26 protein-coding genes, 1 tRNA gene, 4 pseudogenes and 1 other annotated feature are annotated in these 25,206 nt (G+C 53.2%); of the genes and pseudogenes, 2 read left to right on the top strand and 29 right to left on the bottom strand.

The genetic code is table 11. From position 1 onward, the window contains the following. From P156_RS13215 to P156_RS0110750, 26 genes and pseudogenes are all read right to left on the bottom strand, one after another. Window positions 1-834, bottom strand: a pseudogene (locus P156_RS13215) (DNA-directed RNA polymerase subunit beta); the annotation flags it as partial. Between the two features lie 509 nt (window positions 835-1,343). Then, a pseudogene (gene rplL / locus P156_RS13210) lies at window positions 1,344-1,677 on the bottom strand (50S ribosomal protein L7/L12); the annotation flags it as partial. Between the two features lie 57 nt (window positions 1,678-1,734). Further along, window positions 1,735-2,037 carry a hypothetical protein gene (locus P156_RS13630; RefSeq protein ID WP_242838733.1) on the bottom strand — a complete coding sequence of 101 codons (303 nt, stop codon included), beginning with the start codon at window positions 2,035-2,037 and terminating at the stop codon, window positions 1,735-1,737. A gap of 40 nt (window positions 2,038-2,077) precedes the next feature. Then, window positions 2,078-2,179 (bottom strand): annotated as a pseudogene (gene rplJ / locus P156_RS13625) (50S ribosomal protein L10); the annotation flags it as partial. A 166-nt stretch (window positions 2,180-2,345) separates the two neighbouring features. Next, window positions 2,346-2,473: a sequence feature (ribosomal protein L10 leader region), on the bottom strand. Between the two features lie 7 nt (window positions 2,474-2,480). Further along, window positions 2,481-3,178: pseudogene (rplA, locus tag P156_RS0110855) on the bottom strand (50S ribosomal protein L1). Between the two features lie 65 nt (window positions 3,179-3,243). After that, on the bottom strand, window positions 3,244-3,669 hold the full coding sequence (gene rplK, locus P156_RS0110850) for a 50S ribosomal protein L11 (protein WP_027870127.1): 426 nt from the start codon (window positions 3,667-3,669) through the stop codon (window positions 3,244-3,246). 18 nt (window positions 3,670-3,687) lie between these two features. Beyond that, window positions 3,688-4,278 carry a transcription termination/antitermination protein NusG gene (nusG, locus tag P156_RS0110845; RefSeq protein WP_081818553.1) on the bottom strand — a complete coding sequence of 197 codons (591 nt, stop codon included), beginning with the start codon at window positions 4,276-4,278 and terminating at the stop codon, window positions 3,688-3,690. A 30-nt stretch (window positions 4,279-4,308) separates the two neighbouring features. Next, a complete protein-coding gene (secE, locus tag P156_RS12530) occupies window positions 4,309-4,596 on the bottom strand; it encodes a preprotein translocase subunit SecE (RefSeq protein ID WP_051600924.1) in 288 nt (95 codons plus the stop codon). A 12-nt stretch (window positions 4,597-4,608) separates the two neighbouring features. Continuing rightward, window positions 4,609-4,758 (bottom strand): 50S ribosomal protein L33, encoded by a 150-nt coding sequence (rpmG, locus tag P156_RS0110835; RefSeq protein ID WP_027870125.1) that lies wholly within the window; start codon window positions 4,756-4,758, stop codon window positions 4,609-4,611. Between the two features lie 155 nt (window positions 4,759-4,913). After that, a complete protein-coding gene (locus tag P156_RS0110830) occupies window positions 4,914-5,489 on the bottom strand; it encodes a DUF3267 domain-containing protein (RefSeq protein WP_027870124.1) in 576 nt (191 codons plus the stop codon). A gap of 103 nt (window positions 5,490-5,592) precedes the next feature. Beyond that, window positions 5,593-6,786, bottom strand: a complete 1,194-nt coding sequence (tuf, locus tag P156_RS0110825) for an elongation factor Tu (protein ID WP_027868400.1) — start codon at window positions 6,784-6,786, stop codon at window positions 5,593-5,595. A 71-nt stretch (window positions 6,787-6,857) separates the two neighbouring features. Beyond that, window positions 6,858-6,934 (bottom strand) — tRNA-Thr (locus P156_RS0110820). 77 nt (window positions 6,935-7,011) lie between these two features. Beyond that, the gene (locus P156_RS0110815; RefSeq protein ID WP_185752210.1) at window positions 7,012-7,608 is read right to left on the bottom strand and encodes a sigma-70 family RNA polymerase sigma factor; all 597 of its coding nucleotides are present in this window, start codon (window positions 7,606-7,608) and stop codon (window positions 7,012-7,014) included. After that, entirely contained in the window at window positions 7,598-8,341 is a 744-nt protein-coding gene (gene rlmB / locus P156_RS0110810) for a 23S rRNA (guanosine(2251)-2'-O)-methyltransferase RlmB (RefSeq protein ID WP_027870122.1), read from the bottom strand. The genes P156_RS0110815 and rlmB overlap by 11 nt, the downstream gene beginning before the upstream one ends. Then, window positions 8,322-8,813 carry a dihydrofolate reductase gene (locus P156_RS0110805; RefSeq protein ID WP_027870121.1) on the bottom strand — a complete coding sequence of 164 codons (492 nt, stop codon included), beginning with the start codon at window positions 8,811-8,813 and terminating at the stop codon, window positions 8,322-8,324. Before P156_RS0110805 ends, rlmB begins: the two co-directional genes overlap by 20 nt. Continuing rightward, complete coding sequence (locus tag P156_RS0110800) at window positions 8,810-9,892, bottom strand: aldo/keto reductase (protein ID WP_369770550.1); 1,083 nt, start codon at window positions 9,890-9,892, stop codon at window positions 8,810-8,812. The genes P156_RS0110805 and P156_RS0110800 overlap by 4 nt, the downstream gene beginning before the upstream one ends. A 16-nt stretch (window positions 9,893-9,908) precedes the next feature. Continuing rightward, a complete protein-coding gene (gene thyA / locus P156_RS0110795; RefSeq protein ID WP_027870119.1) occupies window positions 9,909-10,739 on the bottom strand; it encodes a thymidylate synthase in 831 nt (276 codons plus the stop codon). 34 nt (window positions 10,740-10,773) lie between these two features. Beyond that, a complete protein-coding gene (locus tag P156_RS0110790) occupies window positions 10,774-11,169 on the bottom strand; it encodes a Mini-ribonuclease 3 (protein WP_027870118.1) in 396 nt (131 codons plus the stop codon). 1 nt (window position 11,170) lies between these two features. Then, window positions 11,171-12,571 carry a cysteine--tRNA ligase gene (gene cysS / locus P156_RS0110785; protein WP_027870117.1) on the bottom strand — a complete coding sequence of 467 codons (1,401 nt, stop codon included), beginning with the start codon at window positions 12,569-12,571 and terminating at the stop codon, window positions 11,171-11,173. Window positions 12,572-12,583: 12 nt separating this feature from the next. Beyond that, window positions 12,584-13,060 (bottom strand): peptidylprolyl isomerase, encoded by a 477-nt coding sequence (locus tag P156_RS0110780; RefSeq protein WP_027870116.1) that lies wholly within the window; start codon window positions 13,058-13,060, stop codon window positions 12,584-12,586. Beyond that, window positions 13,057-13,560 (bottom strand): NUDIX domain-containing protein, encoded by a 504-nt coding sequence (locus tag P156_RS12525; RefSeq protein WP_051600922.1) that lies wholly within the window; start codon window positions 13,558-13,560, stop codon window positions 13,057-13,059. Before P156_RS12525 ends, P156_RS0110780 begins: the two co-directional genes overlap by 4 nt. Beyond that, the gene (locus P156_RS0110770) at window positions 13,551-14,108 is read right to left on the bottom strand and encodes a chromate transporter (protein ID WP_027870115.1); all 558 of its coding nucleotides are present in this window, start codon (window positions 14,106-14,108) and stop codon (window positions 13,551-13,553) included. The genes P156_RS12525 and P156_RS0110770 overlap by 10 nt, the downstream gene beginning before the upstream one ends. Beyond that, the gene (locus P156_RS0110765; RefSeq protein ID WP_185752209.1) at window positions 14,105-14,644 is read right to left on the bottom strand and encodes a chromate transporter; all 540 of its coding nucleotides are present in this window, start codon (window positions 14,642-14,644) and stop codon (window positions 14,105-14,107) included. Before P156_RS0110765 ends, P156_RS0110770 begins: the two co-directional genes overlap by 4 nt. Window positions 14,645-14,675: 31 nt before the next feature. Continuing rightward, window positions 14,676-16,412 carry a proline--tRNA ligase gene (locus P156_RS0110760; protein WP_027870113.1) on the bottom strand — a complete coding sequence of 579 codons (1,737 nt, stop codon included), beginning with the start codon at window positions 16,410-16,412 and terminating at the stop codon, window positions 14,676-14,678. A 15-nt stretch (window positions 16,413-16,427) separates the two neighbouring features. Continuing rightward, entirely contained in the window at window positions 16,428-16,913 is a 486-nt protein-coding gene (gene ispF / locus P156_RS0110755; RefSeq protein WP_027870112.1) for a 2-C-methyl-D-erythritol 2,4-cyclodiphosphate synthase, read from the bottom strand. A 10-nt stretch (window positions 16,914-16,923) separates the two neighbouring features. Further along, the gene (locus tag P156_RS0110750; protein WP_027870111.1) at window positions 16,924-18,042 is read right to left on the bottom strand and encodes a PIN/TRAM domain-containing protein; all 1,119 of its coding nucleotides are present in this window, start codon (window positions 18,040-18,042) and stop codon (window positions 16,924-16,926) included. Between the two features lie 207 nt (window positions 18,043-18,249). Between P156_RS0110750 and P156_RS0110745 the strand changes: the two genes are divergently transcribed. Further along, the gene (locus tag P156_RS0110745) at window positions 18,250-18,933 is read left to right on the top strand and encodes a response regulator transcription factor (protein ID WP_027870110.1); all 684 of its coding nucleotides are present in this window, start codon (window positions 18,250-18,252) and stop codon (window positions 18,931-18,933) included. Then, entirely contained in the window at window positions 18,923-20,395 is a 1,473-nt protein-coding gene (locus P156_RS0110740; RefSeq protein ID WP_051600920.1) for a cell wall metabolism sensor histidine kinase WalK, read from the top strand. Before P156_RS0110745 ends, P156_RS0110740 begins: the two co-directional genes overlap by 11 nt. Window position 20,396: 1 nt before the next feature. Here P156_RS0110740 and radA read toward each other — a convergent pair whose 3' ends face one another. From radA to tnpB, 3 genes are all read right to left on the bottom strand, one after another. After that, window positions 20,397-21,788, bottom strand: a complete 1,392-nt coding sequence (gene radA, locus P156_RS0110735; protein WP_027870108.1) for a DNA repair protein RadA — start codon at window positions 21,786-21,788, stop codon at window positions 20,397-20,399. 24 nt (window positions 21,789-21,812) lie between these two features. Then, a complete protein-coding gene (locus P156_RS12520) occupies window positions 21,813-22,814 on the bottom strand; it encodes an NAD/NADP octopine/nopaline dehydrogenase family protein (protein ID WP_369770549.1) in 1,002 nt (333 codons plus the stop codon). 1,116 nt (window positions 22,815-23,930) lie between these two features. Next, a complete protein-coding gene (gene tnpB, locus P156_RS0110720) occupies window positions 23,931-25,034 on the bottom strand; it encodes an IS200/IS605 family element RNA-guided endonuclease TnpB (RefSeq protein WP_034802551.1) in 1,104 nt (367 codons plus the stop codon). Window positions 25,035-25,206: the final 172 nt, after the last annotated feature.

Genomic DNA, 25,206 nt, shown 5'->3' with positions numbered 1-25,206 from the left:
GAGCTTCTTGTTGTATTTGAATCTTCCCACGTGTGCCAGATCGTATCTCTTGCTCTCGTAGAACAATCCATTCAAATGGGACCTGGCGGAATCGACGCTTTCCGGCTCACCAGGCCTGAGTTTCTTGTAGATTTCCTTCAGACCTTCCTCATAAGATTTGGTCTGGTCCTTCTCGATGGTCTTCAAAAGGCGGGGGTCTCCACCGAAGGTGGACAGGATCTCCTCGTCTGTACCCATGCCAAGGGCTCTCAACAGTGTGGTCATCGGCTGTTTACGATTCCTGTCAACACGGACGTAGATCACCTCTTCCGAATCCGTCTCATATTCTATCCATGCTCCTCTATTTCGGAATGATCTGAGAGGAGTAGAGTTTCTTGCCAGCGTCATCGGTGATGACATCGTAGTAAGGTCCGGGAGAACGAACCAACTGGCGTGACGATCACTCGCTCGGCCGCCATTATATATAAAGGTGCCCTTTTTCCGTCATCAGCGGGAAGTCGCCCATGAAGACTTCCTCCTCTTTGATGTCACCGGTCTCCTTGTGGTAAGGCAAACTTGACCTTCAGTCTTTCTGCATAAGTCACGTTCCGTTCCTTACACTCCTCCTGGCTGTACTTGGAGGTTCAACCAGAGTATGGGAGATAAATGAGAGACTCAGATTCCCGGCGTAAATCCTGATCGGTGAAATGTCGTCAAAAACTTCCTTCGCCCTTCCTTGATGAACCAGTTATAAGAACTGGTCTGGACATCGATCAAATTAGGCATGGTGCCGACTTCATTGATCTTCCCAAAGGACATACGTTCTTTTCTACCAACTTGGATCGGTTTTGGCATTCTCTTATCACTCCTTAAAATCCTCTAAAATTACATTGCATGGCAGTCTTAATATTATACTGCATTCGTGTCAAATCGTCAAAGAAGTAATTAGGAAAAGACAGATAATTTTCTTTTGGGTTTTCCTCAGAAGAGTCCTTCCAACCGCCCGGCTCTCCTTCGATAATATGGTTACGGCGGAGGAACTGAACTGTTGTTCCGCCAAACAGGAGAAATTGACTTATTTGCGGAAATTTGTTCCGCAATCAAGAAAAAATCCGCAGGTTGCGGAACGTTTGTCCCGCAACCTGATGAGAAAGCATATTTCGTGAACAGGGATCACTTTTGGACAGCCTACAGACCATCCCCCTGCGTGCGGTGCCTTGATATGGAAAAAGCTGCGCACACAATGCAGACAGCCTCTGTCACAAAACTGGTTAGGTCAAGCTCCCGGGCGTCCCTGACGGCTGACCTACCAACAAACCCCGCGTCGCCTTTCGGCTCGCGGGGTTTGGGTTAGGTCTCCCTATTTCAGCTTCGACAGTTGCGCCAACCTCTTCCAGCTTAGCCTTCAGCTTCTTCAGCCTCAGCCTTCTCAACGTCTTCCTTGACGTTAGCCGGAGCTCCGTCTACCAGAGCCTTGGCTTCCTTCCAGTCCCAGGCCGGGTGATCTCTCTGACAGCCTTGATGACCTTTGATCTTCGTCGTTTCCAACGCTAGCCAGAACGACGGTGAACTCAGTCTGCTCTGCAGCAGCATCTCCACCAGCAGCAGCGCCTGCAACTGCAACCGGAGCAGCTGCGGAAACACCGAATTCCTCTTCACATGCTTTCTACGAGCTCGTTCAGCATCGAGTACCGACATATTTCTTGATCGCTTCAATATCTGACCTTAATCCATTATTATTTCTCCTTTCGATCTTCATGATCCTTTTAAATCTATTTCTGAAGTATACCTTTGTGCAGAATTATTCAGCAGCAGCCTCTGCACCACACCCTCGGCCTTTGCCTCAGAGATCGCAGCCAGTGTTCTGACGAACTTGCCAACCGGCGACTGGATGCTTCCCATGAACTTGGCAACGAGGACCTCTCTGGACGGAATGTTGGCGATCTTCTGGATACCATCCTGATCGTAGAACTCTCCTTCTACAACGCCAGCCTTGAATTCCATCTTCTTGAACTCGTCGATGCACTCCTTCACGATTTCTGGCCGGAGCTGTAGCATCGGTCTTGCTGATGGCGATTGCGCTCGGCCCTGCCATGCAGTCAGACAGCTTCTCGAATTCAGTTCCTTCCACAGCTCTCTTCATCAGTGTGTTCTTGTAGACACTGTAGTCGACATCTGCTTCTCTGAACTTCTTTCTCATTGCATCAGCCTGTGCCACAGTGATTCCCATGTAACTCTACCAGAACTGCAGACTGAGCACCGTCCAGCTTTTCTTTGATCTCATCGATGATGATCTGTTTTGCTTTCTTAGCCTGTTCAGACATTATTCTCCTTTCTGGAGCCTTGCGGCTCACGGATGGTTTTGGTACTCAACAAGAATAACCTCGCCCTTGTGTCGCAGACAGGAGGCGAGGTCAATATTCTGTATATATTGTACCTCGGCGGGAAATTAAGCTTGCGCACCCGCTGTCTACGGTGTTGATTTCGATTGTTAGTTTACGTTACTGTCCGATCACTGCCGGGTTCACCTTGACACCAGGGCCCATGGTGGATGTAACGACCACACTTCTCAGATACTGTCCCTTGGCTGTGGACGGCTTCGCCTTGATGATGGCGTCCATCAGTGCTTTGAAGTTCTCCTCGAGCTTCTCCTCGCCGAAGGATTTCTTTCCGATCACAGTGTGGATGATGTTCTGCTTGTCCAGACGATACTCGACCTTACCGGCTTTGATCTCAGACAGAGCCTTGGTAACGTCCATGGTAACAGTACCGGACTTGGGGTTTGGCATCAGGCCCTTAGGTCCGAGCAGTCTTCCCAGTCTTCCGACCACACCCATCATATCCGGGGTAGCTACGACTGCGTCGAAATCGAACCAGTTCTCCTGCTGAATCTTCTGCGCCATCTCCTCAGCACCGACAAAGTCAGCACCGGCAGCCTCAGCTTCCTCAGCCTTAGGTCCCTTTGCAAATACCAGAACTCTCTTGCTCTTTCCTGTTCCGTGAGGCAGCACGATCGCACCTCTGACCTGCTGGTCTGCGTGTCTTCCGTCAACGCCCAGCTTGATGTGTGCTTCTACTGTCTCGTCAAACTTCGCAGTGGATGTCTCCAGAACGATGCCCAGAGCTTCCTTGACCTCGTGCAGCTTCGCCTTGTCAAACTTGCTGCGTTGGCCTTGTAATTCTTGCCTCTTTTAGCCATTTCTTACCTCCTTGTGGTACAACCGAACGACGATCTCAGGCCAGAGATGTCTGTTCTCCCAACTACTAATCCTCGACTACGATTCCCATGCTTCTGGCAGTTCCCTTGATCATGTCAGTGGCTGCCTCCAGGTTTGCCGCGTTGAGATCTGCCATCTTGGTCTGCGCGATCTCCTCACACTGCGCTGTGGTCAGTGTAGCGACCTTGGTCCTGTTCGGCTCACCGGATGCCTTGTCGATACCAGCTGCCTTCTTCAGCAGTACTGCTGCCGGCGGAGTCTTGGTAATGAACGTGAATGATCTGTCTGCGTATACTGTGATAACGACAGGGATGATCATTCCAGGCTGATCCTGAGTCTTGGCATTGAACTGCTTGCAGAAGTCCATGATGTTAACACCATGCTGTCCCAGAGCCGGTCCAACCGGTGGTGCCGGGGTCGCTCCTCCTGCAGGAATCTGAAGCTTGATATAGCCCGAAACCTTCTTTGCCATCCTGAATCCTCCTTTCCTTTAGTCTAATTTATGCACCTGGCCGAACTCGATCTCGACCGGTGTATCTCGACCGAACATCATGAGGTTGACTGTGAGAACCTGCTTCTCCGGGTTGATCGCCAGGACATTTCCAAACTGCCCGGCGAACGGCCCACTCGTCACATTGACACCGTCTCCCACCTTGACATCCAGATCAATATCGATCTTCTCTATTCCCATGCGTGCAACTTCTTCCGGTGTGAGAGGGATCGGATCGGTCCCATGGCCCACAAAGCCTGTTACACCCTGCGTATTTCTGACCAGGTACCAGGACTCGTTGGTGACCACCATCTTGATGATCACATATCCGGGAAATAGTTTTCTGGTCTTGTGGACTCTCTGACCCTTGCTGTTGATCAGGATCTTCTCCTCAGTAGGCACAACGATATCCAGGATGATGTCGTGCATTCCACGATTATCCACCATCTTCTCGATATTCATTTTCACCTTGTTTTCGTGTCCGGAATATGTATGGACCACGTACCATCTGGCCTGGCCGTCACCTCTGATGCCCTCTTCCTCACGGGGAGAAAGGACATTCGTGGTGGTTCTATTTTCCGTTTCCGCCATATTTCCCCTCTTACTCTATCAGAAATTACACTAACCTAATGTGATCCCGAGGATCGCCTTCAGTCCGGCAAGCCATGCGGAATCGATTGCCCAGAATCCAAGCGCAAAGAATGCACACGTTACGATCACTACCACAGTGTACGCTCCCAGCTCTTTCCTGGTGGGCCAGATGACCTTGCTCATCTCTGTTCTGACACCTTTCCAGTACTCCTTGGTGGAGCCTTTCTTCTTCTGCTGGGCAGAACGAGCCGCCATCTTCTTGGCCTGTTCCATGCGCTTGTTGGTATCCGTATTGTTTTTCTTGTTTGCTTTCGCCATCACGGGCACCTCTTATTTGGTTTCCTTATGTGTAGTCTGCTTTCTGCAGAAGCGGCAGTACTTCTTCAGCTCGATACGATCAGGGTCGTTCTTCTTGTTCTTGATCGTATTGTAGTTCCTCTGCTTGCACTCTGTGCAGGCCAATGTTACCTTGACTCTCATGTTTCTCCTCCGTATTCTAACCAAAACTCAGAGCCGGAAAACCGGCCCTGTATCAAGATTCTCATAAAGTCGCCATATAAGTATACCCAAAATGCTTGTCAATGTCAACCGATTTTCCATGAAAACGGTCGGAAACGCAAAAAAACTTTGTGCTTCTACACATACCAGTAACTGTGGAAACCGCTGAGATAAACCCGGCCATTTCTGGGCACCTGCCTGCAGGCATTCCACACATTCAGATAATCACCGGCTCCCATAGGGATCCCCACCAGCCCCATATACGCCAGAACGATAAGCGGCGGCCAGAGCAGACCGATGACCAGTGGCGCGATCCCAAGCACCAGGTTCGGAAGCAGGCTCATGACGATAAACCGCACCTTCGTCATACTCTCCGTTCCGATCACAAAAAGCATCCCCTGCCTCAAGTTGGTGTACATATACACCTCCTCCCGAAAGCACAAAGCATGCAACAGCTCATGAGGGATGGCAGCCGCTGCCGCAAGGATCGCTCCAAGCAGAAAATGGACGCCTTTTGCAGGATCATCCACCCCACCCGCCAGCAGAAACACAATCAGTGCCGGAAACAGGGCACCCAGGGCGAACTTGGCTGCCTCGCGCCCCAGCGCCGCCGGATCCTCCGGTTCCCGAAAACGAACCGCCCCGGGCATATGTTCCCGCTGAGGCAGATCCGCTGGATTCCCACTGTATGTACCACCATAACGGATTCTCATAGGATAGTCCTTTCTGTTCGGGGTTCTGCTCGTACCTTGTCGTTCCTACGAAAAAGGCCGTCGCTTCCGCGACGGCCCCATTTCTCAATTACAGAAGCAAACCTTACTCGATGATCTCGGTTACAACACCGGATCCTACGGTTCTGCCACCTTCTCTGATAGCGAAGCGCAGTCCTTCCTCGATCGCGATCGGGGTGATCAGCTTGATCTCCATGACTACGTTATCTCCAGGCATGCACATCTCTGTGCCCTCAGGCAGCTTCAGATCGCCGGTTACGTCGGTTGTTCTGAAGTAGAACTGCGGTCTGTATCCGTTGAAGAACGGGGTGTGTCTTCCGCCCTCTTCCTTCTTCAGTACGTATACCTGGCCCTTGAACTGTGTATGCGGATGGATGGTTCCCGGTGCTGCCAGAACCTGTCCTCTCTCGATCTCGGTTCTCTGTACGCCTCTCAGCAGTGCGCCGATGTTGTCTCCGGTCTCTGCCTGGTCCAGGATCTTTCTGAACATCTCGACTCCGGTGACGACCACCTTTCTCTTCTCGTCGGACAGTCCAACGATCTCCACCTCGTCGCCTACCTTCAGCATTCCTCTCTCTACTCTTCCGGTCGCAACTGTTCCACGTCCGGTGATGGAGAAGACGTCCTCTACCGGCATCAGGAACGGCTTGTCGTTGTCTCTCTCCGGCTCGGGGATGTACTCGTCTACGGCTTCCATCAGCTCGACAACCTTGTCTCCCCACTCTCCAGCTGGATCTTCCAGTGCCTTCAGCGCGGATCCCTTGATGATCGGTGTGTCATCGCCAGGGAACTCGTACTCGGTCAGCAGCTCGCGGACTTCCATCTCCACCAGCTCCAGCAGCTCCTCGTCATCTACCATGTCACACTTGTTCAGGAACACGATGATGTAAGGTACGCCTACCTGTCTGGACAGCAGGATGTGCTCTCTGGTCTGCGGCATCGGTCCATCTGTTGCAGCTACTACCAGGATAGCTCCGTCCATCTGCGCTGCTCCGGTGATCATGTTCTTTACATAGTCTGCGTGGCCCGGGCAGTCTACGTGTGCGTAGTGTCTGTTCGGGGTCTCATACTCTACGTGTGCGGAAGAAATGGTGATTCCTCTTTCCTTCTCTTCCGGTGCCTTGTCGATCTGGTCGAACTCAACGTTCTCGCCCAGGCTGTATCTCTGATGCAGTACCTTGGTGATGGCAGCTGTCAGAGTTGTCTTACCATGGTCTACGTGACCAATTGTTCCGATGTTGATATGCGGCTTGGTTCTCTCGTATTTCTGTTTTGCCATTTTTCCACTCCTTTAAAAAACTCTCAAAATTCTATAATGGGCGGAGTTATACGCTCCGCCCTATACTTGCTTGGAGCTGTTGAGCAGATTCGAACTGCCGAACCTCATCCTTACCAAGGATGCGCTCTACCACCTGAGCTACAACAGCTTATCGCAACATTTAAATCGTACTATATTTTTTTCGACTTGTCAATTGATTTTTTAATTGTTTTTTGATTTTACAAATCATTCTTCCATGTAGCCTTTCAGTTTCCGTCGAATTCTCTGAATCGAGTTATCTACGGACTTGGGGGCTTTGTGCAGAAGCGTAGCGATCTCCCGATAAGTGAGCCCTTGCCTGAGGTGCTCCCACACCTCAAACTCAAACGGACTCAGTAACTGACGCACATCTCGTTCCAGCCGCTGCACCTGCTCCCGGAGCATGGCCTGTGCCGCCGGATCCACCGCATCTGTGTCGGGTACATCCTTGTATAGCGGCGCTGCGTCCGGCTCATCCAGAGAGACCGACTCGCTGAGCACCCGGTTCCCCTGCTTGTTGGCGCTTCGGATAGCTGTGATGATCTGTCGATTGACGCATAATTCCACGAAGGTCTTCAGGGATGCGCCACCTTCCGGATCATAGTCCCGAATGGCCTTGAAGATGCCGATCATCCCCTCCTGGATCACGTCATCACTGTCTGCGCCCGCTATGAAATAGGCCCTGGCCCTCCCCCGGGCAAGCGGCATGTATTTTCGGAGAAGGTACTCCTCCGCAGTACTGCTTCCCTCCTGTGCCATCCGTGCCAGCTCATCGTCGGTCAACATGTTCAGTTCATCTGCCATCTCTCTGTCTCCTGATCTCATACATCAGAATGGCGGCAGCATTGGAAGCGTTCAGTGAATTGATCTTCCCTACCATTGGGATGGAGACCACAAAATCGCACTTCTCCCTCACAAGTCGGCTGATGCCGCTGCCTTCGTTACCGATTACGAGGGCGGCAGGTCCCTTCATATCCTGCGCCCTGTAGTCCGTCCCATCCATATCGCAAGCATAGACCCAAACTCCCCGCTTCTGCAAATCCTCCACTGTTCTGGCCATGTTGGTCACTCTGGCACAGGGCAGATATTCCACCGCACCTGCGGAGGCTTTGGCCACCGTATCGGTCAGTCCTCCGGCCCGGTGCTTGGAGATGATCACGCCATGGGCACCTGCGCACTCTGCCGTCCGCATGATTGCGCCCAGATTATGAGGATCCTCCAGTTCGTCCAAAACGATAAGAAAGGGAGCTTCTCCTCTCTCTTCTGCCAGAGCAAACATATCATCCACGGTCGCATACCGATGCGCCGCCACGTAAGCGATGACGCCCTGATGCCGGCCACCCCCTGCCTTCTTATCCAGGAGTTCCTTATCCTGATAGTGCACGAGAACGCCCCGATCCTTTGCAAGGGACAGGATCTTTCCGATGGATCCTCCTGCTCCCTTCTGCACTACCAGCCTCTCGATCTCACGTCCGCTCTTCAGCGCCTCCGTCACCGGGTTGCGCCCGATGAGCATATCACTTTTGTTTTCTTTCATATTTAACCCAACGGTATACGATCCCGTTTTCCTCCTGTCTGCTGCTCTCCCAGGTCATAACAAAATCCTCGTCCGCATCCAGATCAGGGAAATACCGATCTGCCGGAAAGGACTCCTCGATCCGCGTCACGTAGCATGTATTACAATACGGGAGCATCTGCCTGTAAACTTCTGCTCCGCCGATGATGAACGCATCCCGATCGTGCTCCAGCACACCGCAAAGTTCCTCCAGACTGTGCACCACCGTATCCACTCGCTCGGCCGCATAGCCCTCCTGCCTGGTGAGCACGATGTTCCTGCGCCCCGGAAGCCCGCGTCGTCCTGGCAGGCTTTCCAGCGTCGTCCGCCCCATAACCACGGTATGCCCCATGGTGGTCTCCTTGAAAAATTTCAGATCACCGGACAGATGGCACAGGAGCTCTCCATCTTTCCCGATGCCCCAGTTCTTATCCACTGCAACGATCAGATTCATCTCGCTTCTCCTCCTGTCCCTGCACACTTCTTCAGTTCCTCTATGATCCCAATGTGCTGTGGACAAGCCGCCTCGCAGGCACCACATTCTACACATTCTGCTGCCCGGCGCGCCTGGGCCGGCGTGCATCCGGACTTGTTCACCGACGCGAAGATCTCCGGAATGGGGATATTCCGTGGGCATCCCTTGAGACAATAACGGCAGTCGGTACAAGGGATCTCGCCCATTCCGGTCATGATCTCCCGAGCCCGGTGGATCACCTGTTCTTCTTCCGGAGACAAAGTCCGAAATCCCTTCATATACGCCACGTTGTCTTCGACCTGTTTCAGAGTCGACATACCTGACAGCACCGTCATGACTCCCGGCAGCGCCGCCACAAAACGAATCGCCCAGGAGGCATAAGAAGCGCGGTTATCAGCCTCCAGCATGAGCCGCCTGACCTCCTCCGGCGGGTCAGCCAATTTGCCGCCCTTCACCGGTTCCATGACGACGATGGGTACATCGTGCTCCCGTGCCACCTCGTAGTTCGCCCGAGAGCATACCTTGGGATCCTCCCAGTCAAGGTAGTTCAACTGCAGTTGAACGAACTCCGTCTCCGGATGATGTGTCAGGATCTGATCCAGAAGCTCCGGCCCATCGTGGTAGGAAAACCCCACATGACGGATCTTCCCCTTCGCCTTCTCCTCCATTGCAAATTCCCAAAGTTTCTGCTTCTCGTATTTCCTGTAATTGTTGTCCATCAGCGAATGGAGCAGATAGTAGTCAAAGAAATCCACTCCCGCCTGCCTGAGGCTCACACGAAATTCCCGCTTGACGGCAGCCTCCGGCATTCCCGGCAGAGCATACATCTTGGATGCCAGGGTAAACGCCTCCCTGGGATACCTCTCTACCAGCGCTTTTCGGGTAGCCTTCTCCGATCCCGGATATACGTACGCTGTGTCAAAATAAGTGAACCCCGCCTCCATGAACGTATCCACCATGGCTCTGATCTGACTCTCGTCAAACCGCAGCCCTTTCTTTGGCAATCGCATCATGCCAAACCCCAGCCGGGGTGTTTTCATCAGTTCATCGTTGTGCACACTCCACCTCCGCATACTACACTGCAATTGGTATATTCTTTACCTGCGGCCCGGCCTGATAATTCTCTACAATCAGGTCGTCGGTGGTAAACTCGTAGAAGTCATTCACCTTCGGGTTCAGTGTCACCATTGGAGCCGGATACTGGGGACGCTCGATCAGTTCCCGGATCACCGGCACATGTCGGTTATAGATATGTGCATCAGCGATCACGTGGATCAGTTCTCCCGGCACAAAGCCGGACACCTGGGCGAACATCATCACCAGAAGCGCATACTGCACCACGTTCCAGTTGTTGGCCGCCAGAATATCCTGAGACCGCTGGTTCAGAATCGCATTCAGCCTGTTCCCTGTCACGTTGAAGGTCATGCTGTAGGCGCACGGCTCCAGATTCATCTCCGAAAGATCATCGAAATTGTATATATTCGTCATGATGCGACGGGATTGGGGAGCATTCTTCAACTGCCAGAGGACGTTATCCACCTGATCCATCTCACCCTGCCCAAACCGGTATTTTCGGGCCATCTGATAGCCGTACGCCTTGCCGATGCTCCCATCGGGATCTGCCCACTCATCCCAGATATGTGGTTTCAGATCATGGATATTGTTGGATTTCCTTTGCCAGATCCACAGGATCTCATCCATGGCTGACTTGATGGCGGTGGGCCGCAGGGTCAACGCCGGAAACTCCTCTGAAAGGTCATAGCGGTTCACGACCCCGAAATTCTTGATGGTGTAAGCCGGGGAACCGTCCTCCCACCTGGCCCTCACCTGTGCTCCCTCCGTGGAAAACCCATGATCCAGGATACCCCGGCACATATCCACGAACAACACGTCTGCTTTGCTCATACTCTCTCCTTAATCAGAACCGCCCGCAGGCGATCTAGTTCTCTTCGATGATCCGCATAGCTTCTGTTACCACTTCCTGCAGCCGTTCTGTCTGCCCGTCCAGATACAGGTAGCCGACCAGTGCCTCAAACCCCGTAGCCAACTTGTAGTCCATGGGCGTGGTGCCTCGTGGCTTGGGGGTCTGGGTGTGATTGCGCGCCCGCTTCACAAGCCGTGCTTCTTCTTCCGACAAGAACCCCGATGCCAGCATCTCCCGGGCCACCCGGGCCTGTCCGTCTGCACATACATAGCGGATCTTCTTGCGGTTCATAGCATCCACCCGTGTCGGGCCATGCTCGATCACGAAATTTCGTATATATACCTCATAGACGGCGTCGCCCATATAGGCCAGCGCCGTCGTGTTGGTTACCTTTGGATCTAGATTCTGCATGTCACTCCTTGATGATCTGCACGCCCTGCGGGGTATCCTTCAGCGTGATTCCCTGTGCCTTCAGCATATCTCTGATCTCATCCGCTCTGGCAAAGTTCTTTGCCTTGCGGGCTTCCTGTCGCTCGTCCACAAGTGCCTGGATCTCAGGATCAATGCCGGCTTCCTCCTCCTGCTGCAACAGCCCCAGGATGTCACAGAACTCCATCAGAGTCTTCTCAGAAGCCAGGGCGAAGGCCTTGGTTGCACCGCCCTTCACGGCGGTATTGATAGCGGTGATCAGCTCGAACACAGCGCTGATTCCATCGGCGGTATTCAGATCATCATCCATAACCTTAATGAACTTCTGCCGATACGTATCATAGCCCGCCAGCGCTGCCTTCTCTTCCTCTGTCATGTCGCCCTCTGCGCCCTGCTCTGCCAGGAACTTCAGGTTCTCCTTGCAGTTCTTCATGCGCTCCAGCGATGCCCTGGCCTGTTTCATCAAATCCTCACTGAAATCGATGGGACTTCTATACTGGCCGGACAGCAGGAAGAAACGGATCTCCTCACCGCTGTAGTTTTTCCGGATATCTCGTACGGTAAAGAAATTCCCCTTGGACTTGGACATCTTGGTTCTGTCCATGGTTATATAGGCGTTGTGCATCCAGTAGTGAGCAAAGGGCACTCCGTTACAACACTCGGACTGCGCGATCTCGTTCTCATGATGAGGGAACTGAAGATCCTGTCCGCCGGCATGAAGATCGATGGTGTCTCCCAGATGCTTCTTGGCCATGGTGGAGCACTCGATATGCCATCCGGGCCTTCCCATGCCCCAGGGGGATTCCCAGGCGATCTCGCTTTCTTCCTTGCGTGCCTTCCAGAGGGCAAAGTCCAGAGGATCTTCCTTGACTTCCCCGATGGCGATCCGGGCGCCTGCTTCCAGATCATCGATATTCTGGCCGGACAACTTGCCGTACTCCGGGAACTTACGGGTGGAGAAATAGACATCTCCATCTGCCTCATAGGCATATCCCTTGTCGATCAGGCTTTGTACAAAAGCGATGATCTCCGGAATGTGTTCCGAGACCTTTGGATGCACGTCAGCCTTGCGCACATTCAGCGCAGCCGTGTCGTTGAAATATTCCTTGATATACTTCTCGGAGACCTCCGGAGCGGTGATTCCTTCTTCTTTGGCGCGATTGATGATCTTGTCATCCACGTCGGTGAAGTTCTGGACATATTTCACCTTGTAACCCCGGTACTCCAGGTATTTGCGCATCGTATCAAAGACCACCAAAGGCCGGGCATTTCCGATATGGAAGAAGTTGTATACGGTGGGTCCGCATACGTACATGGAGATCTCACCTTCTCGAATGGGCACAAGTTCTTCTTTCTTTCTTGTCAATGTATTGTAAACCTTCATCGTAAGCACTCCTTACTCCACTGTAACCTTCTTCATGACCACCGGCTCCAGCGGTTTGTCCATGTAATCGGTCCGAACCTTTGCGATATCCAGCGCGACATCCACGCCCTCGGTGATCTTGCCGAAAGCCGCATACTCTCCATCCAGATGTGGTGCGTCCGCGACCATGATGAAGAACTGGGAGCCTGCAGAATCCGGAACCATGGTTCTGGCCATGGACAGCACACCTGTGGTGTGTTTCAGGTCATTCTGAACGCCGTTGGAGGTGAACTCTCCCTTGATGGTGTATCCAGGACCACCTGTGCCATTGCCTGCCGGATCGCCACCCTGGATCATGAATCCCGGAATGACTCTGTGGAAGGTCAGTCCATCGTAGAACCCCTCGCCTGCCAGCTTCTCAAAATTCTCAACTGTGATGGGCGCGATGTCGTCATACAGTTCGCCCTTCATCACGCCGCCGTTTTCCATTTCGATGATAATCGTTTTCATCCTATTCTTCCTTTCTTGTCCTTCAGCATGCCGTCCTTGTTCCACGGCTCCCTCAGTTTATAATAGGTGCGTCCGTCATGTTTCTCCTGGAGCACATCCCACACCTCCTCGTTGAGGAAGGCAGGATACAGGTTCTCCACCTGATCGATCTCCTCCCGGGACATAAACCGGACTTCCTTCATGACCTGCTTCATCTCCGGTAGCTCCGGGTCATACCCCAGAGCCAGTTCTCCGCCTGAGATCTCGCCGATCATATAATTCACAAAACGCTGTCCACGCTCAGGAGATACCTCTTCTACATGCCAGGCGACTCCTGTGATCTGAATATCCAGATGCGTCTCCTCCTTTACTTCGCGGATGGCCGCATCGATAGAGTTTTCCCCATCCTCGATGGCGCCGCCAGGGAGCATCCAGATATCTCTGTCTTCGTGGTGCTGACAAAGCATCAGCAACTCGTTCTTCTCATTCACCAGAATGACTCTGACTCCTCCTACCCACATAGTATCGCTCCTATCACTCCTGCTCCGATCACGATCACGATCGGGCTTATCTTGCACTTGCCAACAAGCAGAACGCTGAGTCCGCACAGTACGACCGGTAGAACCGTTGCCACGCTTGCTCCAGAAACCACATTGCCCGCCATCGCACCGAAGGCACTCTGTCCCATAAACACCACTGCCGAGGCGATAAGTCCTACAGTCACCGGACGGATCCCTGTAAATGCGCCTTCCACCAGCTGGCTGTTCCGGAATCTTGTTATGAAATAGCAGACCAGCAACACCAGCAGGAAGGAGGGTAATGCTACCCCCAGAGTAGCCACTGCAGCTCCCGGCACACCTGCCGCGTGATAGCCCACATAGGTAGCCGCATTGACGGCTATGGGTCCAGGCGTCACCTGAGAGATGGCTACCAGATCCGAGAAGTCCTCCCGGCTCATCAAACCGAAGTGCTCCGCTCCCTGGTAGATCATGGGCAGCATGGCCATGCCACCCCCAAACCCGAACAGGCCGATCCTGGCAAACACGAGAAAGAGTTTCAGATAGATCATCGCTCTTCCCCCTCTCCCGGTGCCCTTCGGCATCCTGTGTACACGAGTCCCAGAACGATCCCGGCCAGGATCACCCAGACTGCATTGATCCCGCCAAAGGTGATCAGCCCGAAGGCTGCTACTGCCAGAATCCAGGCAAACACGCTGTGCAGCACCTGTCGCCCCACCTTGAAGGCAGAGTAAGCGATCAAACCTGTAGCTGCAGCTTTGATCCCAACCAGCGCGCCTTGTATATACCGGCTGTCACCGATCTGACGGAGCACTTCCACCACCGCGATGATGATGAGAAAGCTCGGGAGAATCACACCTACTGTGGCCACGATACTGCCCGGCACGTTTTTCTTCTGCTTGCCGATGTAGGTGGCCATGTTGATGGCAATGACCCCCGGAAGGCCCTGGCTGACTGCAATGCAGTCCACAATTTCCTCCTCGCTCATCCAGTGATGCCTGTCCACGATGATTCCTTGCATCAGCGGGATCATGGCCATGCCTCCACCGATGGTAAACAGTCCAAGTTTGAAAAACGTCCAGAACAACTGCCAGTAGGTGGGTATATTTCCTTGTTTCCTATCCTCTGCGTTCACTGTTCACAAGCGCTACTGTCTTCTCCAGCGCTTCTTCTACGGAGATCTCTACCTTGTCTTCCTCTCTGCGGAGCTTGTACTCCACCTTTCCTTCGCCGGCCAGCTTGCCGACGGTGATCCGAACAGGAATGCCCAGCAGATCCGCATCCTTGAACTTGACCCCTGGACGTTCCTTACGATCATCCAGCAGTACCTCGACACCAGCTTTCTGCAGATCCTCGTAGAGTTTCTCACCCAGTGCCTTCTGAGCCTCGTCGTTTGGTTTTACCAGCGTGATGATCACGTGGTACGGCGCCACTGAGATTGGCCAGATAATACCATCCTCATCGTGATGCTGTTCCACGATGGCCGCCATGGTCCTGGTGATGCCGATGCCGTAGCAGCCCATCTCGATGAGCTGCTCCTTCTGGTTCTCATCCAGATAGGTAGCGCCCATGGAGGCGGAGTACTTGGTGCCCAGCTTGAACACCTGTCCTACCTCGATGCCTCTGGCGTGCTTCACCGGCTGGCCACAGACCGGACAGGGATCTCCCTCCTTCAGTACCTTCAGGTCAGTAATGATATCCGCCTTGTAATCTCTTCCATAGTTCACGTTGATCAGATGGTGGTCTTCCTTACAGGCTCCGGCACAGAGGTTCTTCAGTCCCGGCAGCTCGCTGTCCACCACCAAGGTGCAATCATGCAGCCCGGTGGGTCCGGTGAATCCTCCGACACAGCCGGTAGCCGCCCCCATCTTCTCCTCGTCTGCAAACTCGATCTGGTGCTCTGCGATATCCAGAGCATTCACCAGCTTGGTCATGTTCAGGTCTCTGTCTCCCCGGACAAAGGCTGCCACATATCCGTTTTCCTCGCCTTCCTCATCGTAGGTGACAAACAGCAGTGCCTTGATGGTCTGCTCCTGGGAAAGCCCCAGATAGTTGGCCACATCCTCGATGGTCTTTGTGCCCGGTGTGAATTTCTCCTCCATGGGGAGCATCTCCACATCCTCCTGCGCAGGTGCATCCACGCAGGCTGCCCGCTCCGTAGTCGCTGCCATGTTACAATGCTCGCAGTAGGCGATATCGCTCTCTCCTACCTCGGACAAAGCAGTGAACTCATGGGAGTTGCTGCCTCCAATGGCACCGGAATCCGCTTCTACCGGCCGGAAAGTCAGTCCACAGCGGCGGAAAATCCGATCATAAGCATCGTACATGATCTGATAACTCCTGTCCAGCCCCTCCGCATCGGTGTCGAAGGAGTAACAATCTTTCATGATGAACTCACGACTGCGCATCAAACCAAACCGCGGCCTTGCCTCATCTCTGTATTTGGTCTGGATCTGGTACAGCATTTCCGGGAGTTGTCTGTAAGAGGAGATATCGTTCCGGACGATGTCCGTAAAGATTTCCTCGTGGGTGGGTCCCAGACAGAAATCCCTGCCATTCCGGTCCTTGATTCGCCAAAGCTCCGGGCCATAGGCGTTCCATCTTCCGGATTCCTCCCATAACTCTGCCGGCTGTACTGCTGACATATGGATTTCCTGAGCGCCGGAAGCGTCCATCTCCTCCCGGACGATCTGCTCGATCTTCCGCACGGTGCGCCAGCCAAAGGGCATGAACCCGTACACGCCGGACACCAGCTTACGGATCATACCGGTCCTCAGGAGCAGGATGTGGCTGGGGATCTCCGCCTCGTTTGGCACTTCTCTCAATGTCTTGATGTGCATCTGTGATAGTCTCATGGTGTATTTCTCTCCTTATAATAATACTTGCTTTGTCTCGATCAGGCATATCGCTTCCGCTGCGATGCCCTCGCCCCGGCCCGTAAAGCCGAGTTTCTCTGTGGTCGTCGCCTTGATGCTGATCTGCCCCGGGGATACCCCCAGCGTCGAAGCCACCTGGATCCGCATCTCCTCGATATAGCCACGCAGCTTCGGTCTCTGACAGATGACGGTCACGTCTGCGTTCACAAGCCGATAGCCATGCTCCGCCAGAAGCCGCGCCGTATGCCGCAGAAGCTCCATGCTGGAAATTCCCTTGTAGGCGGGGTCCGTATCCGGGAAGTGCTTGCCGATATCGCCCAATGCCGCCGCACCCAGCATAGCATCCATCAGCGCGTGCACCAGCACGTCCGCGTCCGAATGGCCCAGCAGCCCCTTCTCATAGGGGATCTCCACTCCTCCCAGTATCAGTTTTCGGTCCTCCACCAGGCGATGGACATCAAAACCGGTTCCTATCCTGATCATTGTTTTCTCACTTTCCTATTCTGCCGAATATCATCCGTCCTGCCGAGGTCTGCAACACGCTGGTGACAGTGATCTCCACCGTATCTCCGATCCTCTTCCGTCCGTCTTCTGCCACGATCATGGTACCATCATCCATGTACCCGATGGCCTGGCCGCTGTCCTTGCCCTGCTTGACCAGTTTGATGGTCATACGTTCTCCCGGCAGCACCACCGGTTTCAGGCAGTTGGCCAGCTTATTGATGTTCAGGACCTCAACTCCATTGATAGTCGCTACCTTGTTCAGGTTGTAATCGTTGGTGACTACTTTGCCATTCATGATCTGCGCCAGCTTGATCAGCTTCACATCCACCTCAGGAATCTCCTTCAGGGATTTCTCTCCGTCCGTGTTGTAGATCTCCACGCCAAACTCTGCCTGTATCTTCTTCAGGATGTCCAGGCCACGTCTGCCCCGGGTCCTCTTCAGAGAGTCCGAGGAATCTGCAATATGCCGCAGCTCCACCAGGACGAACTCCGGAATGATCACTGGCCCGTCCATGAACCCTGTACTCATGATGTCCGCAACGCGTCCATCGATGATCACACTGGTATCCAGGATCTTAGGGATCGTGTCTTGTTTCTTTCTCCTGCCGGAGACCACACGTACCGGCCCGCTTCCTTCCTGTTCATGGGGTGCGCTGAGCATTGGAAACAACTCGTTCCGTTTGCTGGTAGCAACCACAAAACCAAGATATCCCAGAAAAACGTAGATGACGATGCTGATGATGGAATACAGGAGGTCATCCTGTATGAACCGGAACATCTGCGAGATAAAGAACGCAATGACAAGGCCTGCGATAAGACCGGCGACACCGGCGAAAATCTTGCTGCCGGATACGCCTCTGAGGTCCTTCTCGATATTGTTTGCCACCTTGTTGCTTTGTCTCAGCAGAAGCGGCGTCAGACGAAAAAATATAAAGCCAAAAATAATAGCGAAGGTAATATAAATCCCCATGATCTGCACGTCTGTAAACATGCCGACGATGTCCTCTCTGGACCGCTCCACAAAATACCCTGCGATCCGGCAGACCGCACAGCCAAGTGCCGCGCCAAACAGCGTCAACAGCAATCGGATTATCTTTCTGAGCATAGTCTTTCCTCCTTTCTTCATGGATTCGTACTTTTCAGTATAGCGCATCCATCCGAAACCGTCAAGACGCGCTCCCTGTTGTCATTTTTCATCTCCATTGCCCTCTCACTTGTGTTACAATGTTCTCAGAACAATTATCGAATGTACATAGAATCATCATATTAGTGTTGTATACTGAATATGTATTATAGAGGAGGACTATTCTAGATGGAAAAGCTATTGATTGTGGATGACGAGCCCAAGATCCGGGAGGTCATCCGGGAATACGCAGAATTTAACGGATACGAGTGCGATGAGGCCGAAGACGGAATGACCGCCGTCGGCCTCTGCAAACTGAACGACTACGACCTGATCATCCTGGACATCATGATGCCCAAGCTGGACGGCTACTCCACCTGCAAGGAGATCAAGAAAATCAAAGACGTTCCGGTTATCATGCTGTCAGCCAGAGGGGAGGAATACGACAAGTTGTTTGGTTTTGAACTGGGCATCGATGACTACGTCGTCAAGCCCTTCAGCCCCAAGGAACTCATGGCCAGGATACACGCTGTGCTGGGCCGACACCATGCTCCTCAGGCCCAGGAGGCCTCCGATGTGCTGGAGTTTGGCGGACTTACTGTGAACATCGCAGCCCGCACCGTCAGTGTAGACGGTAAGCGAGTGGAACTGACCCCCAAGGAATATGATCTGTTGTTTTACCTGATCGAGAACAAGAACATTGCTTTGTCCAGAAATCAGCTCCTTCAGGATATCTGGGGGTACGACTTTTTCGGCGATGACCGAACCATCGATACGCACGTGAAGAATCTCCGCAATGCACTGGGACCTTACAGAAACTATATCAAGACCTTAAGAGGAGTGGGGTACAAGTTTGAATCCGATGAGATGTAAACCGGACGTCCACAGCATCCGGTTCAAGCTGTGGCTGAATTTCATAGCCTTTGCTGCAGTCCTGCTGATTCTGATCTGGGTGCTGCAGTTATTTTTCCTGAGCTATTTCTACGAAAGTATGAAACGCGATGAGATAGGCAAAGTCGCCAGGACCATCCAGACTGAGTTCCGATCAGACAATTCAAACATGGACGACCTGCGAAAGAGCATTCGCCAACTATGCCAGACCAGTGATATGACGGTGATCATTTGGAACAGAGACACCTGGACTACGGAGATCAACTCCGATGTGAGTGATGATTTTGATGAATTCCACGGCTTCAACCGCTACACTGACGAGATCCTGGATCTCTATACCAAATTGGAGGACAGCGCCCTGCACTCAGCGCAGACCACGACTCGCGGTCGAATGAAAAACCGCACCTTAGGGTATGTCTGCGAGTTAAGCGGGAGCACCCTGTCTGACTCTGCAGACCGGTACCTCCTATTCGTGTTCTCTCCGCTGTTCCCCGTGGGGTCCACCATCAACATCCTGAAGATACAGCTGCTGTACGTCACCATCATTGCGATCCTGTTGGCACTGGCACTGTCCCTTTACCTGTCCACCCGCATCTCACGGCCCATCAAGGCCATCACCGCCTCAGCAGCGGAGATGGGCAAGGGCAACTATAACGTGAAATTCCAACGGGGTCACTACAGTGAGATCAACGAACTGGCAGACACCCTGACCCAGGCAGAAACAGAGCTGGAGCGCACAGATATGTACCAGAAGGACCTCATAGCCAATGTCTCCCACGACCTCCGGACACCGTTGACCATGATCAAGTCCTACGCAGAGATGATCCGTGATCTTTCCGGCGACAATCCGGAGAAACGAAACAAACACCTGGGGGTCATTATCGATGAGACCGATCGTCTGAATCAACTGGTCAACGACATGTTGAATCTGTCGAGGATGCAATCTCATAAGATCGTGCTGGAGAAGAGCGTCTTTGACCTCTCCGCAGCTGCCGCCGCCATCATGTCCTCCTACAATATCCTGCAGGACAACGAGGGCTACGACATCCGCTTCAGCGCGCCACAGGAGCCGCTCCTGGTAAACGGCGACGAGAACAAGCTGAAACAGGTGATGATCAACCTGGTGAACAACGCAGTCAAGTACTGCGGGGAAGACAAGGTCATCCTGGTCTCCCTCAAGCGCACTGGACGCAAGGTTCGGTTCTCCGTAACCGACCACGGTCAGGGCATCGCGCCTGAGGAACTCAGCCACGTCTGGGAACGCTACTACAAGTCAAGCACCCATCATGTCCGTACCACGGAAGGCAGCGGTCTGGGTCTCTCCATCGTGAAGGAGATTCTTTGCCTCCACAAAGCCGAGTTCGACGTACAGAGCACCGTAGGAAAAGGAAGCACCTTCTGGTTCCAGCTTCCCCTCGAAAAACGAAAAGGCCAGCCCACATAGGCTAGCCCCTGTATACTCCGATGGCATCGGACAGCGTCCGTACACCGATGATCTGGCAGCTTCCTGCCAGGTCTTTTTTCATGCGTCCGGCGTTCTTGGCCGGCATGATGATCTGCTGGTACCCCAGTCGATCTGCCTCTATTGCGATCTTCTCTGCGTTCTGCACCGACCGAAGATCTCCGGTGAGGCCCACCTCACCGATGGCCACTGTGCGCTTCTGCGGAGTGATCCCCCTTACCGAGGAATACACCGACAAGGCCACTGCCAGGTCCACGCAGGTGCTGTCAGGTCGAAGCCCTCCGACAACATTCACATAGACATCCTGGTTCAGAAGCGGCATCCCCTGCTTCTTCTCCAGGACCGCCAGGATCATACTGAGCCGTTGGTGATCCACACCGACCGCTGTCCTGCGGGCGAACCCCACGTTAGCCGGCGTCGCCAATGCCTGGATCTCCATGAACACCGGCCGGCTTCCCTCGTAGATCGCCGTGATCACCGATCCTTCGGCCTGCTCGCTGGTATTTTCCAACAGACTTCCGGACAGGTTCTCGATCTGGATCAACCCAGCCTCTTCCATCTGAAAGGCCCCAATCTCACTGGTAGTGCCGAAACGGTTCTTGTAGGCCCGGAGGATCCGAATGTCGTGATCGCGCTCTCCGGTAAAATTCAGCACGCAGTCCACCATGTGTTCTACGATCTTGGGGCCCGCCAGCTCGCCGCTCTTGGTGACGTGGGCCACGATAAACACGGGGATATCTGCCCCCTTACCGATGCGCATCAGCAGGTTACCACAGGCTCTGACCTGCGATACACTGCCGGGTACTGAATCCAGTTCCTGCGTATACATCGTCTGGATGGAATCGATGACCAGGAAGACCGGCTTGACCGTCTCACAGGCGGTCTGAATGTTCTCCATATTGGTCTCTGCCAGCACGAACAGTGCATCACTGAGCTTCCCGCAGACACGGTCGGCGCGCATCTTGATCTGTTCCTCTGATTCCTCACCGGATACATAGAGAACCGGCCCTGCCTTCTCTGCGATTTTTTGGGCCGCCTGGATAATCAACGTGGATTTCCCTATCCCGGGTTCTCCGGAGATCAGTGTCAGAGAACCTTTCACCAGTCCGCCTCCCAGCACCCGATTCAGTTCCCGGATCCCGGTATCGATCCGTTGATGATCCGCAGAGCCAACATTCTTCAGCTGAGAAGGCTTTGTGCTTCCGCCGGCACCCGGGGCCTTGCCTCGTCGCCGCGGATCCTCGCTGATGTCAGAGGGGAGCACCTTCTCCTCCACAAAAGAATTCCAGGCACCGCATACGCAGCGCCCCATCCACTTGGGGCTCTCGTAGCCACACTCCTGGCAGACGAACACAGTTTTCGGTTTCTTGGCCATACTATCTCTATCCCCTCTCTTATATTAATTTCCATATCGCAGATATTCATTCAACCTCACCTTGTCCATATCGTCGATGCCAAGATACGCCAGCGAGTAGCGACTCTCTGCCAGAAAATCCTTCTGGTGAAAGGCGCCTCCGATGACGATCATAGCGTCAATAATAGGGGTGGGCACGCCATAGGCGACCCCCAGGTCATGGTAGATCTTGCAGCCTACCGGGATATCCTCTGTGATATAACGATGATGGATGCTGTCCGGCCCGGAGTTCCCCTCGTCAGAAGGTTCCTCCAGCGGGAAGACGACATTGTCGTTGCCCTCCGCATCTAACCCCATGTACTCCTGGGTCAGGATGCTGCGCCTGGAGAAAAACATTTCCTTCTTATAGCGGGGGGTCCCAACTCCCAGAGCTTCTGCCAGAGCGATCTCTTCGTTGTAGAACTGCACCTGTACTTCACAGATAGAAGGGCACAACGCGTGGCAATACATGGAGTAGGTGGTCTTGTCGTAGCCGCCAAAAGAAATACCCCAATTCTCCATGGTGGATACCCCCAGCACAGAAGCCGGAACGTGGATCACCGGATTCACGTTGGCAAAGTTGATGTCCATCACCGTGTCTCCCCTGGCTGGTCCATCCCCTTCCGTGACGCAGTCCATGGCAGGCAGATAGCGAGAGGCCTCCAGAAACGCCTCCGTATCCTTATCCGGAAGCGCTGCCCCCCGCAAGGTGATCGCACGGTACTTGACCCCTACGTGCGGGAACATATGTCCATTCACCTGCTCGACTCGGGTACCGTAAGGCGCAGAGGCCCATCCCCCTATGATCACATCCTTCTCGCATCCGGCCTCCCGCATCATCTTCCGCAGAAGCAGCGTGCCGAAGTTATCGGTGAAAATCATCACCACCTGGCCATCCTCCAGATGCGGGATCAGCTTGGCGAACAAAGCCTCGTGCCGCCAGGATATGGTGGAGATGCAGATAATACCTGCCCCCTTCACCACCTGGCCGATGTCCGTGCTGATCACGTCCAACAGTCAGCGGCCAGGGTCTTTCCTACCGCGCCGCTGCCCAGAATGGCTATCGGCATGTCCTTCAGGTAACTCATATCTCTCATGTCGACACCTCTTTTTCTTTACGTTATGAGAATATTATACATCATTACGCAAAATAATACAAGCGAGACGCCTGTATGCCAACTATCTTCCACGCAGCCTGTTTCCGATCTCCATCAGGATCAGCCGTGCTGAGATTGTATTATAGCACAAATGTACAGAGAACACCATGCTGCAGGAACAATTCTTGTTTACGGAAGTGCAGCCTCAATCGCCGCTCTGTTATGCTCCGTTTCCTTCATATTCAGTGAGCGGTGTAAACTCCCTCCGCTGCGCTTCCTCAAGCAAAGGCGTCCCCGAAAACAAGGTCAGTCTGCCTGTCCCGACAACCATCGGCTTGCACTGGCTGAAGTTTTTCGCAGAATCGACTGCGTGCTCCAGTGTGTGCTCCCTTCCGGCAACTCCGTTCAGAAATGTGAAGTGAATGATTGATCTTGATCAGGCAACTAATCGCATACAAAACTATAATGTTCTTCCCAATTCATATGCTTCATGCATATATTTACTTCTTTTGGTCATTCCGGGAGTACCACAGCCATATCCAAGCACCATGCCCTTATCCTCAAAGTTGATGTACCGTACCAGCGTTTTATAGTGCACGCTTCCAGATAATCCGCATTATCATCAAATGGATCTCTTGCTGCCACCATCGACCGGATCTGTTTCATATGATCCTTGAGGTGCGCCCCGACATATCCGCCGAGTATGATCTTGCAGTCAAAAAACATCCTTTATTCCCAAAGGATCCGTTCTCGAATATCAGTCCTTCTTCCAGCAGTTCGCTCAGGTTCTGCGTGACCGTGGGACGGCTCAGATTCAATTCATATATGAGCGAAGGTCCCGAAATACACTGATTGATCCGTATGGCGTTTTGAACGCTCCCACCACTTAATACACTGACGCGTATTTGAAGTGGGGGATTCCTGCTTCATCGAGAACTGCAGGTTCCCTTGGGAACTCCGTCTTACACTCTCTCCACAGGCTTTACTTCCCGTGCGACCCACGGTACGATATTTCGTCCCAGAGGCTCTATGCCGCCAGGATCTCCTTCCCTTTCTTCAGTATATTGATCGCTGCATTCACATCTCTGTCATGCAGCGCTCCACACACCGGGCACTTCCATCTCCTGACCGAAAGATCCTTGACCCCCGTGTTTCTCTTTCCACAGCACGAACATTGCTGGCTTGACGGGAATGTCCGCGGTACCTTCACCAGTACCCCGCCATGATCTGCCAGCTTGTATTCCAGCATCCGGTAGAACTCCCCCCACGACGCGTCTCCGATGGACCTGGCGAGCCTGTGGTTTTTCATCATCCCTTTTACATTCAGATCCTCTACGCAGACGACTTGGTTCTCGTTCGCCAGCCGACAGGTCTCCTTATGCAAATAGTCTCTTCTGATGTCTGCTACCTTCTCCTGTTCTCTCGCAAGTTTCTTCCTTGCCTTCTCCCGGTTCTTCGAACCTCTCTTCTTTCTCGACAGCTTCTTCGCAAGTCTTGCGATCTTCTTCTCGTGCTTCTTCTGTGTCCTTGGGTTCGGAACGCTCTTCCCGGATGAATCAGTATACAGGACCGTCAGCCCAGCATCCAGCCCCGTTTCTCCTCCTTTGTTCGGAAGCACTTCTGCCTCCTCCTCTACCTGCAGCGTGATGTAATACCTCCCGCTGGCTGTCATGGATACCGTGGCCGACAGGATCCTTCCGTCAAAGACTCTTGTATTTCGGATCTTAACTTCTCCCGCTTTCGGTACCCGGATCCGGTCTCCTCCGATCCGGATGCTGCCATTTACATTCATCGTTCGGTAACTCTGAGCATGCCGTTTGCTTTTGAACTTCGGATACCCTCCTCGCTTCTGAAAAAAGTTCTCATATGCTTGTTCCAGGTGTCTCAGGGCTTGCTGCAGCGCGATGCTGTCAGCTTCTTTCAGCCATGGTGCCTCCTTTTTCAGGTGATGGGACAGATCTCTGCCTTCTTCTGTGTATTTCAGCGTGTCATGACACTCCTCCCAAAACGTTTTCTTCTGTTCAAGATAGTAGTTATATACAAAACGACAGGCCCCAAAGGTCCGTGCGAAGAACGCCTGCTGTTTCCGGTCTGGATATGCGCGATACCGGTATCCTCTGATACGCTTCATGATACACCTCCGAACGTATGTTCTTATCGTATCACATGTCATCCGTTTATGCAATATCGAAACAGGAAGTTCCTGGCATTTTACTCAGAAATGGCTCTCCTGCAGAGCGACACTCGAGGGTATAGCCGTATAGCATTCTTTGGCCCATACCGAACGATTCATCCCTCCACTT

This window comes from Eubacterium sp. AB3007, assembly GCF_000688015.1.
Classification (GTDB): Bacteria; Bacillota; Clostridia; order Peptostreptococcales; family Anaerovoracaceae; genus Aminicella.
The sequence above is the reverse complement of the archived record's forward strand: the minus strand, read 5'-3'. Positions and strand labels throughout refer to the sequence as shown.

Excerpts from the sequence above, each read along its gene's own strand:
- P156_RS13630 (WP_242838733.1), bottom strand. The coding sequence starts at position 2,037 with ATGCTACAGCTCCGGCCAGAAATCGTGAAGGAGTGCATCGACGAGTTC.
- rplK (WP_027870127.1), bottom strand. The coding sequence starts at position 3,669 with ATGGCAAAGAAGGTTTCGGGCTATATCAAGCTTCAGATTCCTGCAGGA.
- nusG (WP_081818553.1), bottom strand. The coding sequence starts at position 4,278 with ATGGCGGAAACGGAAAATAGAACCACCACGAATGTCCTTTCTCCCCGT.
- secE (WP_051600924.1), bottom strand. The coding sequence starts at position 4,596 with ATGGCGAAAGCAAACAAGAAAAACAATACGGATACCAACAAGCGCATG.
- rpmG (WP_027870125.1), bottom strand. The coding sequence starts at position 4,758 with ATGAGAGTCAAGGTAACATTGGCCTGCACAGAGTGCAAGCAGAGGAAC.
- P156_RS0110830 (WP_027870124.1), bottom strand. The coding sequence starts at position 5,489 with ATGAGAATCCGTTATGGTGGTACATACAGTGGGAATCCAGCGGATCTG.
- tuf (WP_027868400.1), bottom strand. The coding sequence starts at position 6,786 with ATGGCAAAACAGAAATACGAGAGAACCAAGCCGCATATCAACATCGGA.
- P156_RS0110815 (WP_185752210.1), bottom strand. The coding sequence starts at position 7,608 with ATGGCAGATGAACTGAACATGTTGACCGACGATGAGCTGGCACGGATG.
- rlmB (WP_027870122.1), bottom strand. The coding sequence starts at position 8,341 with ATGAAAGAAAACAAAAGTGATATGCTCATCGGGCGCAACCCGGTGACG.
- P156_RS0110805 (WP_027870121.1), bottom strand. The coding sequence starts at position 8,813 with ATGAATCTGATCGTTGCAGTGGATAAGAACTGGGGCATCGGGAAAGAT.
- thyA (WP_027870119.1), bottom strand. The coding sequence starts at position 10,739 with ATGAGCAAAGCAGACGTGTTGTTCGTGGATATGTGCCGGGGTATCCTG.
- P156_RS0110790 (WP_027870118.1), bottom strand. The coding sequence starts at position 11,169 with ATGCAGAATCTAGATCCAAAGGTAACCAACACGACGGCGCTGGCCTAT.
- cysS (WP_027870117.1), bottom strand. The coding sequence starts at position 12,571 with ATGAAGGTTTACAATACATTGACAAGAAAGAAAGAAGAACTTGTGCCC.
- P156_RS0110780 (WP_027870116.1), bottom strand. The coding sequence starts at position 13,060 with ATGAAAACGATTATCATCGAAATGGAAAACGGCGGCGTGATGAAGGGC.
- P156_RS12525 (WP_051600922.1), bottom strand. The coding sequence starts at position 13,560 with ATGTGGGTAGGAGGAGTCAGAGTCATTCTGGTGAATGAGAAGAACGAG.
- P156_RS0110770 (WP_027870115.1), bottom strand. The coding sequence starts at position 14,108 with ATGATCTATCTGAAACTCTTTCTCGTGTTTGCCAGGATCGGCCTGTTC.
- P156_RS0110760 (WP_027870113.1), bottom strand. The coding sequence starts at position 16,412 with ATGAGACTATCACAGATGCACATCAAGACATTGAGAGAAGTGCCAAAC.
- P156_RS0110750 (WP_027870111.1), bottom strand. The coding sequence starts at position 18,042 with ATGCTCAGAAAGATAATCCGATTGCTGTTGACGCTGTTTGGCGCGGCA.
- P156_RS0110745 (WP_027870110.1), top strand. The coding sequence starts at position 18,250 with ATGGAAAAGCTATTGATTGTGGATGACGAGCCCAAGATCCGGGAGGTC.
- P156_RS0110740 (WP_051600920.1), top strand. The coding sequence starts at position 18,923 with ATGAGATGTAAACCGGACGTCCACAGCATCCGGTTCAAGCTGTGGCTG.
- radA (WP_027870108.1), bottom strand. The coding sequence starts at position 21,788 with ATGGCCAAGAAACCGAAAACTGTGTTCGTCTGCCAGGAGTGTGGCTAC.
- tnpB (WP_034802551.1), bottom strand. The coding sequence starts at position 25,034 with ATGAAGCGTATCAGAGGATACCGGTATCGCGCATATCCAGACCGGAAA.